The 12838-nt window shown below is 66.8% G+C and carries 9 protein-coding genes; 6 read left to right on the top strand and 3 right to left on the bottom strand.

Annotation, left to right across the window (positions count from 1 at the left end; all coding sequences use genetic code 11):
* Positions 1–2: 2 nt before the first annotated feature.
* From ACNKFW_RS12725 to iolD, 3 genes are read right to left on the bottom strand one after another with little or no spacing between them, the layout of a single operon-like run.
* Positions 3–815 (bottom strand): SDR family oxidoreductase, encoded by an 813-nt coding sequence (locus ACNKFW_RS12725; protein WP_418025400.1) that lies wholly within the window; start codon positions 813–815, stop codon positions 3–5.
* Entirely contained in the window at positions 812–1705 is an 894-nt protein-coding gene (gene iolE / locus ACNKFW_RS12720; protein ID WP_418025398.1) for a myo-inosose-2 dehydratase, read from the bottom strand. The genes ACNKFW_RS12725 and iolE overlap by 4 nt, the downstream gene beginning before the upstream one ends.
* Entirely contained in the window at positions 1706–3577 is a 1872-nt protein-coding gene (gene iolD / locus ACNKFW_RS12715) for a 3D-(3,5/4)-trihydroxycyclohexane-1,2-dione acylhydrolase (decyclizing) (RefSeq protein ID WP_418025396.1), read from the bottom strand.
* 104 nt (positions 3578–3681) lie between these two features.
* On the opposite strand from iolD, the gene iolG reads away from it, so the two are divergent.
* The 6 genes from iolG (at position 3682) to ACNKFW_RS12685 (ending at position 12814) form a co-directional block, all read left to right on the top strand.
* Positions 3682–4689: an inositol 2-dehydrogenase gene (iolG, locus tag ACNKFW_RS12710; protein WP_418025394.1), complete on the top strand. Its 1008-nt coding sequence runs from the start codon at positions 3682–3684 to the stop codon at positions 4687–4689.
* A 3-nt stretch (positions 4690–4692) separates the two neighbouring features.
* On the top strand, positions 4693–6123 hold the full coding sequence (locus tag ACNKFW_RS12705) for an NAD-dependent succinate-semialdehyde dehydrogenase (RefSeq protein ID WP_418025392.1): 1431 nt from the start codon (positions 4693–4695) through the stop codon (positions 6121–6123).
* A 14-nt stretch (positions 6124–6137) separates the two neighbouring features.
* Positions 6138–6944: an HpcH/HpaI aldolase family protein gene (locus tag ACNKFW_RS12700; RefSeq protein ID WP_418025390.1), complete on the top strand. Its 807-nt coding sequence runs from the start codon at positions 6138–6140 to the stop codon at positions 6942–6944.
* Positions 6944–7912, top strand: coding sequence for a hydroxyacid dehydrogenase (locus ACNKFW_RS12695; RefSeq protein ID WP_418025388.1), 969 nt, complete (start codon positions 6944–6946; stop codon positions 7910–7912). The genes ACNKFW_RS12700 and ACNKFW_RS12695 overlap by 1 nt, the downstream gene beginning before the upstream one ends.
* A 236-nt stretch (positions 7913–8148) precedes the next feature.
* Positions 8149–9273, top strand: coding sequence for a Gfo/Idh/MocA family protein (locus ACNKFW_RS12690; RefSeq protein WP_418025386.1), 1125 nt, complete (start codon positions 8149–8151; stop codon positions 9271–9273).
* 106 nt (positions 9274–9379) lie between these two features.
* A complete protein-coding gene (locus ACNKFW_RS12685) occupies positions 9380–12814 on the top strand; it encodes a pyruvate carboxylase (protein ID WP_418025384.1) in 3435 nt (1144 codons plus the stop codon).
* The last annotated feature ends 24 nt before the right edge of the window (positions 12815–12838 follow it).

Raw genomic sequence — 12838 nt, 5'->3', positions numbered from 1 at the left:
CGTCATGCCTCCAGTTTGGCGCTCGGCACCGGCGCGTCGTCATAGCCGCCATGGACGGACTGGTCGAAGGGGATCACCGCCCCGGTCAGCATGCCGCTGTCGTCGGACGCCATCCACAGGACGGCGCGCGCGACTTCCTTCGGGTCGAGGATGCGACCGAAGGGTTTCTGCGCCGCCGCCCGGTCGATGAAATCGGGATCGCCGGTTTCAGACAGCATCAGCGCGCGTTCGTGGTCCGAGTTCATCCAGCCGATATCCAGCTGGTTGACATGGATCCGATGCCGCATCAGCGCAAAGCCGGCATGGCGGGTCAGCGTCGCCAAGGCCCCCTTGGAGCCCGCATAGGGCGCGAGGAAAGGTTGCCCAACAAGCGCGGACATCGAGCCGATATTGACGATGCGGCCCTCGATCCCGTCGCGGGTCATCACCTTGGCCGCGTCCTGCATCAGGAAGAACGGCGCGCGGGTGTTGACCGCGAACATGCGGTCGAACAGTTCGGGCGGAGTGTTCAGGATATTGCCGCGGTCGGTCAGGCCGGCGGCGTTGACCAGAATGTCCACGCGGCCGAAACGCTTGTCGGCGGCGGGGATGATGGCCTGCACGTCCTCGATCTTGCCCAGGTCGGCGGCGACCATCTCGACCGAAATGTCGGTCGCAGCCGTGATTTCGGTCGCGACCGCCTGCCCTTTCTCGACGCCTCGGCCGACGATCACGATGCCCGCCGCACCGGCTTCGGCAAAAAGCCGCGCGATGGCCGCGCCAAGCCCCTGCGTGCCGCCGGTGACGACGGCGATCTTTCCATCAATGCGGTTCATTTCACCACCTCATAGCCTGCCGCCGCCATCACGCGCAGCAGCTCCTTGTGCCCCTTCTTCGCCATCTCCAGGGGGGGATTGGCAACGGGATCCTGCTCGGCCTCGACCACGAACCAGCCCTCGTAACCCTTGGCCGCCAATGCCTTGACGATGGCCTCGAAATCCAGCGAGCCATCGCCCGGCACGCTGAATGCGCCCTTGACGACCGCGTCGAGGAAGCTTTCGCGCGAACGGTCCAGCCCGTCCACGACTGCGCGGCGGATGTCCTTGGTGTGGACATGGCTGATGCGCGCATGGTGATTGTCGATCACCCGCATCACGTCGCCGCCGGCAAAAGCCATATGGCCCGCGTCGAACAGCAGCGGCACCGAGGAATGCTTCATGAACAGGTCAAGCTCCTCCTCGGTCTCGACCGCTGCCGCCATGTGATGGTGATACGAGATCGGCATCCCCTGCCCCGCGCACCAATCGGCAAAATCGCTGATCTTGCGGCCATAGGCGGCCATCTCGGATTCAGACAGCTTCGGCTTGGTGACCAGGGGCGCGGAACACACGCCCTGGATGGAACGCGCGGTCTCGCCATAGACGATGCAGGGCGCGCCGGCGGCGATGAAGAATTCCATCTGCTGCGCGATGCGGTCCTTTTCCACCTCGATCTCGCCGTCCAGCAGCAGGCCCGAGAACCAGCCGCCGCAGACCGAGATCCCGAAACGGTCGAGGATCGGCCCCAGTTCGGCCATGTCCATCGGAAAGCGACGGCCGGTCTCCATGCCGGTGAAGCCGGCCTCGGAGGCCTGCCGCAGGCATTCCTCCAAGCTAACGTCATCGGACAGTTCCGCCAGGTCGTCGTTCCACCACGCGATGGGCGCGATGCCAAGCTTTGCTTTCATTTACACACCCAGGCGCTGCGCTTCACGGATCTTTTCCTGCGCCGCACGGGCGGCGCGGACGGTTTCGAAATTCGAGATCTCGGGCACGCCGACATCCCAATCCGCATCCCCCGGCACCCATTTCCAGGCATCCGAGACGATCGAGATCACCGTCACCCCGTCATGGGCCAGCGCATCCGTCATCGCGCCTTCCAGATCGGCCAGGCTTTCGGCCCTGACGGCGCGGGCGCCCATCGCCTCGGCATGTTTCACGAAATCGACATGCAGCGGGTTGTCGCGGTTCTGGATCCGGCAATCGGCGAGCAGGTTGTTGAAACCGGGCACACCCTTGGCCTGCTGAAGCCGGTTGATGACCGCGAAGCCTCCGTTGTCGCAGACCACCACGACCATCTTGTGGCCGGTCAGCGCCGCCGAATAGATGTCCGAGTTCATCATCATGTAGGTGCCGTCGCCCAGCATGACGATGGGCGTGCCGCCGGTCGCGCCCGGCCCCTCCTGCGCCATGGCGCAGCCCCAGCCCGCGGCGATCTCGTAACCCATGCAGGAAAAGCCGAACTCGCAGTCGAAGGTGTTGGGGTTCTTGACCCGCCAGCCCTTGGTCACCTCGCCCGGCGTGCCGCCCGCCGCAGCGATCAGCGTGTCGTTCGGCCCCGCGACCTTGTTCAGCACGCCGACAACCTGCGCATAGGACGGCACCAGCTCGTTGGTCGGCGCCTGATGCTCGTCCAGCAGCTTGTTCCATTCGGCGAACAGGGTCTTGGCGCGTTTCATCAGCCCGGCATCGGCCGCGTAATCGCCAAGCGCCGCGTCCAGCTCGCCGATGGTTTCCAGCACATCGCCGACCACGGCCAGCGAACGGTGCTTGATGGCATCGAAGCGTGCCGCGTTGACCGAGATGAACCGCGCATCCTCGGCAAAGGCCGTCCAGGAGCCGGTGGTGAAATCCTGCAGCCGGGTGCCGATGGCCAGGATCACGTCGGCCTCTTTCGCCAGCGCATTGGCCGAGGTCGAGCCGACGATGCCGATGGGTCCGGCATGGACCGGATGGTCATGGGTCAGCGCGCCCTTGCCGGCGATGGTCTCGACCATCGGGATGCCGCGCTTCGCCGCGAAATCCGCCAGGGCGTCCTCGGCCAGCGAATAGCGCACGCCGCCGCCCGAGATGATCAGCGGCTTCCTGGCCGTTTTCAGCAGTTCGGCCGCCGCCGCGACCGCATCGCGGTCGGGACGCGGGCGCGGGATCGACCAGACGCGCGGTTCGAAGAAAACCTCGGGGTAATCATAGGCCAATTCCTGCGTGTCCTGCGCCAGGCCGATGAATGCCGGGCCGCAATCGGCGGGGTCCAGCATGGTCGCTACCGCCTGCGGCAGCGACTGGATCAGCTGCTCGGGCAACGTGATGCGGTCCCAATAGCGCACGACCGATTTGAAGGCATCGTTCGCGGTGATGGTCGGGTCGCCGAAATGCTCGACCTGCTGCAGCACCGGATCGGGCAGGCGATTCGCGAAGGTGTCGCCCGCGATCAGCAGCACCGGCAGGCGGTTCGCCATGGCGACGCCCGCCGCCGTCACCATGTTCAGCGCCCCCGGCCCGATCGAGGTCGCGGCGACCATCAGCTGGCGGCGACGCTTGGCCTTGGCGAAGCCGATGGCGGCCAGTGCCATGCTCTGCTCGTTCTGGCCGCGCCAGGTCGGCAGTTGGTCCTGCACCTGCTCCAAGGCTTCGGACAGGCAGGTCACGTTGCCATGGCCGAAGATGCCGAAGACGCCCGCGAACAGCGGGACACGCGCGCCCTCGATCTCGGTGAACTGGTTGCAAAGGTAACGAACAAGGGCCTGGGCCATGGTCAGGCGCACGGTCTTGCGTGGCATCTCGCCTCCTCCTGCGGATGGTGTTTTTCAGACGATACGGAATGATGATTGACAATGCAATAGTTCTGCAATGATTATTGCGAAACGAATTTCGGGAGGAACCCATGACAGGAATCGTCGTCCTCGGCACCGGCCGCATCGGCCGCATGCATGCCGAAAACATCGCCGCCCATCCGCGCGCCCGGCTGGCAGGCGTCTATGACATCCATGCCCCCGCAGCCGCCGAAGTCGCAGCCCAACTGGGCGCGGCGCAATTCGATTCGGTCGAGGCGGCGCTGGCTTCGGCCGAGGTGGATGCGGTGCTAATCGCCAGCTCGACCGCCACCCATGCCGATCTGATCGAGCAGTCCGTCGCGGCGGGCAAGGCGATCCTGTGCGAGAAACCCATCGACCTGTCGCTGGACCGGGTAAACGCTTGTGCAACGAAAATTGCCGGCACCAGCCTGCCGATCATGCTGGGCTTCGTGCGCCGCTTCGACAGTGGCCATGCCGGGGTCCGGAAGGCCATCGAATCGGGCCAGATCGGCGAGTTGCATCAGGTCACCATCACCTCGCGCGATCCAGGCATGGCGCCCGACGCCTATATCGAGGCCTCGGGCGGCATCTTCCGCGACATGACCATCCATGATTTCGACATGGCCCGCTTCATCCTGGGCGAGGAGGTGACCGAGGTCACCGCCACCGGCTCGCGCCTAGTCGACCCGTCTCTGATGCAGCGTTGCGACGACTACGACACGGTGACGGTGGTGCTGAAGACCGAATCGGGCAAGCAGGCGATCATCACCAACTCGCGCCGCGCGGTCTATGGCTATGACCAGCGCGTCGAGGCTTTCGGCAGCGCAGGCATGGCGATCTCGGAAAACCGGGCGCTGGATCATGTGCGGCTCTATGGCGCGGAATTCACCGACCGCGCCACGCCGCTGAAGAATTTCTTCATCGACCGTTATGCCGATGCCTTCGCGGCCGAGATCAGCGCCTTCGTCGATGCCATCGAGCAAGGCAAGCCGGTGCCGGTCGGGTTCGAGGACGGCCGGCAGGCACTGCTGCTGGCCGAGGCCGCGATCCTTTCCGCCGCCGAGGGCCGCACGGTCGCAACCAGGGAAATCGGATAAGCCATGTATTCGCAATTCGGACTGTTCATCGACGGAAGCTGGACCCAGGGCACCGCCAGCGGCGAGGTCATCTCTCCGGTCACCGAAAAATCGTTGGGCCAGTTGGCCCTTGCCACGGTCGAGGACACGAAGGCGGCACTGGACGCCGCAGCCCGCGCCCTGCCGAAACTGCGTGAGATGGGCGGTTTCGGCCGCGCCGACGCGCTGCACAGGGCCGCGGACGAGATGATCCGCCGCGCCGACGAGGCAGCGCGGATGATCTCGGCCGAGACCGGCAAGCCCATCGCGCAGGCGGGCCGCGAATGGGGCCTTGCCTGCGACCAGTTCCGCTGGTTCGCCGAAGAGGCGCGCCGCATCTATGGCCGCATCGTCGACAGCCGCGTCCCCGGCGGCCGTTTCGAGGTGACGCGCGAGCCGGTGGGGATCGTCGGCGCCTTCACCGCCTGGAACTTCCCCGCCGCCCTGCCCGCCCGCAAGCTGGCTCCGGCGCTGGCCGCCGGCTGCCCGGTGGTGCTGCGCCCGTCCTCGCAGACGCCGGGCGTGGCGATGGTGATGGTCGACTGCCTGCGTGCGGCGGGACTGCCCGATGGGGCGGTGAACCTTGTCGTCGGCTCGACCGGCGCAACCTATGCGCCGATCATGGCGGACAGCCGGGTGCGCAAGGTCAGCCTGACCGGCTCAACCCGTGTCGGCCAGCAGATGATCCGTGATGCCGCCGATACGGTGAAGAAGGTTTCGATGGAGCTTGGCGGCAACGCGCCGCTGATCATCCATGACGATGCGGACCTGGAAGCCGCGCTGGACCTGACCGTGCCGACCAAGTTCGCCAATTGCGGGCAGGTCTGCGTGACCCCGGACCGGATCTTCGTGCATGACAGCCTGCACGACGCCTTCGTGGACGGATTTGTTTCGCGGACGGCGCAGATCAAGCTGGGCGACGGGATGGACCCCGACACCGGCATGGGCCCGCTGATCAATGGCGGACGACTGGCGGAAATCGAGGAAATCGTCGCCGATGCCGTCCGCGCCGGGGCCAAGCTCGCGCATGGCGGCAAGCGTCCGGCGCATCTGAACAGCGGCTTCTTCTTCGAGCCGACGGTGCTGACCAATGTTACCGACGACATGAGGGTCTTTGCCGAGGAGAACTTCGGTCCGATCGCCGCCATCACCCGCTTCTCGACCGAGGACGAGGCGCTGGCGCGCGCCAATGCATCCGACATGGGGCTGTCTGCCTATGCCTTCACCCGCTCGCCCGACCGGGCGCGGCGCATGTCGGCGGGGCTGAAGGCCGGCATGGTCGGCATCAACAGCTTCGCGCTGGCCGCATCCGAGGCGCCCTTCGGCGGCACCAACCATTCCGGCATGGGCCGCGAGGGCGGCATCGAGGGGATCGAGGATTACCTCGACACCAAGCTCGCGCAGATCGTGTTCTGAGGGGAGGAAACGCGATGTTCACCAACAAGCTCAAACAGCAATGGGCCGAGGGGCGCGCCGCAATCAACGGCTGGCTGTCCATCGGCAACCCGCTGACTGCCGAGATCATGGCGGCGCAGGGCTATGACAGCATCACCATCGACGCCCAGCACGGCGCGCTGGACTACAGTGCCGTGCTGCCCATGCTGCAGGCGATGCGGGCCTCGGGCGTCACGCCGATGGTCCGCGTGCCCTGGCGCGAGCCGGGCGCGATCATGAAGGCGCTGGACGCCGGCGCACAGGGCATCATCTGCCCGATGGTCAACTCGGCCGAGGAGGCGGCGGAATTCGTCAGCTACATGCGCTATCCGCCGCATGGCCAGCGCAGCTTCGGTCCGACCCGCGCCACCTTCGCCTATGGCGGCTATGGCGTGGCGGCGAACGATCAGGTGCTCGCGCTGGCAATGGTCGAGACCCAGCAGGGCATGGACAACCTGGACGCCATCGCGGCGACCCCCGGTCTCGACGGCATCTATGTCGGCCCGGCGGACCTGACGCTGGGCACGCAGGAAGGCCGCCTGCCCCCCGCCTTCGACCGCGAAGAGCCCGAGATGATCGCGCTGCTGCAGCGCATCAAGGATGCCTGCCAGGCGAACGGCATCCGTGCCTGCCTGCATTGCGGCACGCCGGAATATGCCGCGAAAGCCATCGGCTGGGGGTTCGACCTGACCACGGTCGGCGGCGACACCCGCCTGCTGGCCGGCGCGGCCAGCGCCTCGGTCGCGACCTGGCGCGACCTGACCGGCTCCGCCCCCGCCTCCGCAACGAAAGGAGCCTATTGATGCCGCATCTTCTTGTTGCCGGAAAGCTGCATCCCGCGGGAGAGGCGCTGCTGCGCGAACTCCCCGCCCGCGGCATCACCGTCGATTATGTCGAGGAAATCTCGGAACCCTCCTACGCGCCGCTGATCCAAAAGGCCGATGCGCTGGTGATCCGAACCCAGCCGCTGTCAGCTGCCACCGTCGCACTGGCCGAGAGGCTGAAGGTCGTCTCGCGCCACGGCGTCGGCTACGATGCCGTCGATCTCGCCGCGCTGAACGAACGCGGCATTGCCCTGACCATCGTCGGCGACGTGAATTCGATCTCGGTCGCCGAACATGCGATGATGCAGTTGCTGGCCGGGGCCAAACGCGTGCTGCTGGCCGACCGCGCGGTCCGCGAGCCCGGCCAATGGGGCTGGCGCAACCGGCTAGAACAGCAGGAAATCTCGGGCAAGAACCTGCTGATCATCGGCTATGGCCGCACCGGGCAGCGCCTTGCCCGCATGGCCGCCGGTTTCGAGATGAACGTCCGCGCCTTCGACCCCTATCTTTCGCGCAAGGGCTGGCCCGAAGGTCCGGTGGCAGAGGTCACCGACCTGGACGAGGGGTTGGCCTGGGCCGACTGCATCTCGATCCATGTGCCCAAGGCCGACAAGCCGGTGCTGGGGGCAAGGGAGATCGCCCTGATGAAGCCGGGCGTCGTCCTTGCCAATACGGCGCGCGGCGGCGTGGTGGACGAGGCGGCGCTGGCCGAGGCGCTGGCCTCGGGCCAGGTCGGCGCTGCCGGGGTCGATGTCTTCGACGAAGAGCCGCCCAGCGGTTCGCCCTTGTTCGACCAGCCGACCGCAGTGCTGTCGCCCCATATCGCCGGGCTGACCGCCGAATGCGGCGAACGCATGGCCATCGCATCCATCCGGAACGCGATCGACTATCTGGACGGCACGGTTGACCATGCTCTCATCGTCAATCCGACTTTCGCCCATGCTTGAGACGATGCACCGCCGACTTGCGGCTTTCGGAGCCGTCGTCGGACAGGCGACGGTTCTTCGTTACGGCGGTGCCGCATTCATATCGGACCTGCCACGGCGCTTGGAGCAGGATCTTCCAGCACCGCCGCACAACGGCCCACCACCGCGCAGCCGTGCCGAAACCCCGTCAATCGGCCGTCTCGTCCGCCATCTGGATGGCGGCTGAGTGCAACGTCACTTCAAACCGGATACTGCCCATGTCTGACAAACCCGTCCTGCGTATCGGCCTGATCGGCACCGGCTTCATGGGCAAGGCCCATGTCTTCGGTTTCGCCAGCGCGCAGAAGGTCTTCGACCTGCCCTACCAGCTGGAACTGCATACGGTCGCCGACGTCACCGAGGCAGCAGCCGCCCGTGCCGCCGCCGATTTCGGCTTTGCCCATGCCACCGCCGACTGGCGCAGCATGGTCGCGGACCCCGAGATCGACGTGATCGACATCACCGCCCCGAATGCGCTGCACAAGGAGATGGCCCTGGCCGCCATTTCCGCCGGCAAGCACGTCTATTGCGAAAAACCGCTGGCGCCGCTGGCCTCGGATGCGCGCCAGATGGCGGATGCGGCGGCGGCCAAGGGCGTCAAGACCCAGGTCGGTTTCAACTATCTCTGCAACCCGATGCTGCGGCTTGCGCGCGAGATGATCGCGGCGGGCGAACTAGGCGAGATCCGCGGCTATCGCGGGCTGCATGCCGAGGATTACATGGCCGATGCCGACGGCCCCTGGACCTTCCGCCACGATCCGGCGGGTGGCGGCGCGCTGGCCGATATCGGCAGCCATGCGCTGGCCACGGCCGAATTCCTGCTCGGTCCGATCACCGAGGTGATGGGCGATTGCGTCACGATGATCGGCCGGCGCCCCGACGGCCAGGGCGGCACGCGTGCCGTGACCGTGGACGATGTCGGCCGCGCCTTCCTGCGCTTCGCCAATGGCGCGCAGGGCTCCATCGAGGGCAACTGGATCGCCACCGGCCGCAAGATGCAGCATGATTTCGAAGTCTATGGCACCAGGGGCGCGCTGACCTTCAGCCAGGAACGCTTCAACGAGCTGCATTTCTACTCGACCGCCGACGCGCCCGGCCGGCACGGCTTCCGCCGCATCGAGGCCAGCCCCGACCACCCGCCCTATGGCCGCTTCTGCGTCGCCCCCGGCCATCAGATCGGCTTCAACGACCTGAAGGCCATCGAGATCGAGGGTTATCTGCGCGCCATTTCCGGCGAGATCCCCGAGCCCTTCGGCTTCGCGGCCGGTCTGCGCATCCAGCGGCTGGTCGAGACGATCCAGCGCTCCTCCGCCGCGCGGCAGTGGATGTCGGTTACGGCCTGAGAATCCGCTGCCGCCTCCCTCCCGCGGCATCGGCTGGGGCGCTCTTCGCCCCTTCCCCCAGGTGCCCGGCTGCGCGCCGGGCACCCACCTTTCGAAAGGGCTCTGCATGTTCCGAAAGATTCTTATTGCGAACCGTGGCGAGATTGCGATCCGCGTGATGCGGGCGGCGAACGAGCTGGGCAAGAAGACGGTCGCGGTCTATGCCGAGGAAGACAAGCTGAGCCTGCACCGCTTCAAGGCGGACGAGGCCTACCGCATCGGCGGCGGCCTGGGGCCGGTGGCGGCCTATCTGTCGATCCCCGAGATCATTCGCGTCGCGAAGGAATCCGGCGCCGATGCCATCCATCCGGGCTATGGGCTTCTGTCCGAAAACCCCGATTTCGTCGACGCCTGCACCGCCGCCGGCATCACCTTCATCGGGCCGAGCGCCGACACCATGCGGGCGCTCGGCGACAAGGCCTCGGCGCGGCGCGTGGCGATCCAGGCCGGCGTGCCGGTCATCCCCGCGACCGAGGTGCTGGGCGAGGACATGGAGGCGATCAAGCGTGAGGCCGCGCAGATCGGCTATCCGCTGATGTTGAAAGCCTCCTGGGGCGGCGGCGGGCGCGGCATGCGGCCGATCATGGGCCCCGAGGAACTGCCCGAGAAGGTGCGCGAGGGCCGGCGCGAGGCCGAGGCCGCCTTCGGCAACGGCGAGGGCTATCTGGAAAAGATGATCCTGCGCGCCCGGCACGTCGAGGTGCAGCTCTTGGGTGATGGGCATGGCGGGCTCTATCACCTCTACGAGCGCGACTGCACCGTGCAGCGCCGCAACCAGAAGGTGGTCGAGCGCGCCCCGGCGCCCTACCTGACCCCCGAACAGCGCGCCGAGGTCTGCGAGCTGGCGCTGAGGATCGGCCGCGCCGTCGGCTACCGCAACGCCGGCACCGTCGAGTTCCTGATGGATATGGACAGCCAGCAGTTCTACTTCATCGAGGTGAACCCGCGCGTCCAGGTCGAGCATACCGTGACCGAGGAGGTCACCGGCATCGACATCGTGCAAAGCCAGATCCTGATCGCCGAGGGCGCGACGCTGGCCGAGGCCACCGGCGTCGCCCGGCAGGAGGACGTGCATCTGAACGGCCACGCCCTGCAATGCCGGGTCACGACCGAGGATCCGCTGAACAACTTCATCCCGGATTACGGCCGCATCACCGCCTATCGCTCGGCCACCGGCAACGGCATCCGGCTCGACGGCGGCACCGCCTATTCCGGCGGCGTCATCACCCGCTATTACGATTCTCTGCTGGTCAAGGTCACGGCCCATGCCCAGACGCCCGAGAAGGCCATCGCGCGGATGGACCGGGCCTTGCGCGAGTTCCGGGTGCGCGGCGTGGCGACGAATATCGAATTCGTCATCAACCTGCTGAAACACCCGACCTTCCTCGACGACAGCTATACGACCAAGTTCATCGACACCACGCCGGACCTGTTCGCGTTCCGCAAGCGCCGCGACCGGGCGACGAAGCTCCTGGTCTATATCGCCGACATCACCGTGAACGGCCATCCCGAGACCGCCGGCCGGCCGCTGCCGCCGGCCGAGGCGCGCATCCCGGTGCCGCCGCCCGCCAAGGCCGAGCCGGCGCCGGGGACCCGGCAACTGCTGGAGGAACAGGGGGCGAAAGCCGTCGCCGACTGGATGCTTGATCAGAGGCGGCTCTTGATCACCGACACCTCGATGCGCGACGGCCACCAGAGCTTGCTCGCGACGCGGATGCGGTCCATCGACATGATCCGGGTGGCGCCGGCCTATGCCGCGAACCTGCCCGGGCTCTTCTCGGTCGAATGCTGGGGCGGCGCGACCTTCGACGTCGCCTATCGCTTCCTGCAGGAATGCCCCTGGCAGCGGCTGCGCGACATCCGCGCCCGCATGCCCAACCTGATGACGCAGATGCTGCTGCGGGCTTCGAACGGCGTCGGCTACACCAACTATCCCGACAACGTGGTGCAGGAATTCGTCCGCCAGGCGGCGAAGACCGGGGTGGACGTGTTCCGGGTCTTCGACAGCCTGAACTGGACCCCGAACATGCGCGTCGCCATGGATGCGGTGATCGAGAGCGGCAAGATCTGCGAGGGCACCATCTGCTATACCGGCGACCTGCTCGATCCCGCACGCTCGAAATACGACCTGCAATATTACCTGAAGATGGCGCGCGAGCTTCGCGACGCCGGCGCGCATGTGCTGGGGCTGAAGGACATGGCGGGGCTGCTGAAGCCCGCCTCGGCCTCGATTCTGGTCCGCGCGCTGAAGGAGGAGATCGGCCTGCCGGTGCATTTCCACACCCATGACACCGGCGGCATCGCCGGCGCCTCGATCCTGGCCGCGGCCGAGGCCGAGGTGGATGCGGTGGACTGCGCCATGGACGCCTTTTCCGGCAATACCTCGCAGCCCTGCCTGGGCTCGGTGGTCGAGGCGCTGCGGCATACGGATCGCGACACCGGGCTGGACATCGACGCCATCCGCCGGATCAGCAACTATTGGGAGGCGGTGCGCGAGCAATATGCCGCCTTCGAGAGCGGCCTGCAGGCCCCGGCCTCGGAGGTCTGGCTGCACGAGATGCCGGGGGGCCAGTTCACCAATCTCAAGGCCCAGGCGCGCTCGCTCGGCCTCGAGGACCGCTGGCACGAGGTCGCCCAGGCCTATGCCGAGGTGAACCGCATGTTCGGCGACATCGTCAAGGTCACGCCCAGTTCCAAGGTGGTGGGCGACATGGCGCTGATGATGGTGGCCCAGGGCCTGACCCGGGCGCAGGTCGAGGATCCGAATGTCGAGGTCTCCTTCCCCGATTCGGTCGTCGACATGATGAAGGGCAACCTGGGCCAGCCGCCCGGGGGCTGGCCCGCGGCCTTGCAGAAGAAGGTCTTGAAGGGCGAGGCGCCACTGACCGCCCGCCCCGGCGCGGCGATGCCGCCGGTGGATATCGAGGCCACCCGCGCCGAGCTGATCCGCCAGCTGGAAGGCAAGGCGGTCGACGACGAGGACCTGAACGGCTATCTGATGTATCCCAAGGTCTTTTTGGACTACATGGGCCGGCACCGGCAATACGGCCCGGTCCGCACGCTGCCGACGCGGACCTTCTTCTACGGCATGGAGCCGGGCGAGGAGATCGAGGCCGAGATCGACCCCGGCAAGACGCTGGAGATCCGCCTGCAGACCGTGGGCGAGACCGACGAGAAGGGCGAGGTCAAGGTCTTTTTCGAGCTGAACGGCCAGCCGCGGGTGATCCGGGTGCCGAACCGGCTGGTGAAATCGCAGACCGCCGCCCGTCCCAAGGCCGACCCCGCGAACGAGGGCCACCTGGGCGCCCCCATGCCCGGCGTCGTCGCCTCGGTCGCGGTCACGCAAGGCCAGAAGGTCAATCCCGGCGACCTGCTGCTGACCATCGAGGCGATGAAGATGGAAACCGGCATCCATGCCGACCGAGCCGGCGTGGTGAAAGCCCTCCACGTCAGGCCGGGAGAGCAGATCGACGCCAAGGATCTCATGGTCGAGATCGAATAGGAAGAAAGAGGGCTTGGCACCCTG

The sequence above is a fragment of the Paracoccus sp. TD-10 genome, assembly GCF_048270675.1.
GTDB lineage: Bacteria > Pseudomonadota > Alphaproteobacteria > Rhodobacterales > Rhodobacteraceae > Paracoccus > Paracoccus pantotrophus.
The sequence above is the reverse complement of the archived record's forward strand: the minus strand, read 5'-3'. Positions and strand labels throughout refer to the sequence as shown.

Coding starts and splice junctions, on each gene's coding strand:
- ACNKFW_RS12725 (WP_418025400.1), bottom strand. CDS start 815: ATGAACCGCATTGATGGAAAGATCGCCGTCGTCACCGGCGGCACGCAG.
- iolE (WP_418025398.1), bottom strand. CDS start 1,705: ATGAAAGCAAAGCTTGGCATCGCGCCCATCGCGTGGTGGAACGACGAC.
- iolD (WP_418025396.1), bottom strand. CDS start 3,577: ATGCCACGCAAGACCGTGCGCCTGACCATGGCCCAGGCCCTTGTTCGT.
- iolG (WP_418025394.1), top strand. CDS start 3,682: ATGACAGGAATCGTCGTCCTCGGCACCGGCCGCATCGGCCGCATGCAT.
- ACNKFW_RS12705 (WP_418025392.1), top strand. CDS start 4,693: ATGTATTCGCAATTCGGACTGTTCATCGACGGAAGCTGGACCCAGGGC.
- ACNKFW_RS12700 (WP_418025390.1), top strand. CDS start 6,138: ATGTTCACCAACAAGCTCAAACAGCAATGGGCCGAGGGGCGCGCCGCA.
- ACNKFW_RS12695 (WP_418025388.1), top strand. CDS start 6,944: ATGCCGCATCTTCTTGTTGCCGGAAAGCTGCATCCCGCGGGAGAGGCG.
- ACNKFW_RS12690 (WP_418025386.1), top strand. CDS start 8,149: ATGTCTGACAAACCCGTCCTGCGTATCGGCCTGATCGGCACCGGCTTC.
- ACNKFW_RS12685 (WP_418025384.1), top strand. CDS start 9,380: ATGTTCCGAAAGATTCTTATTGCGAACCGTGGCGAGATTGCGATCCGC.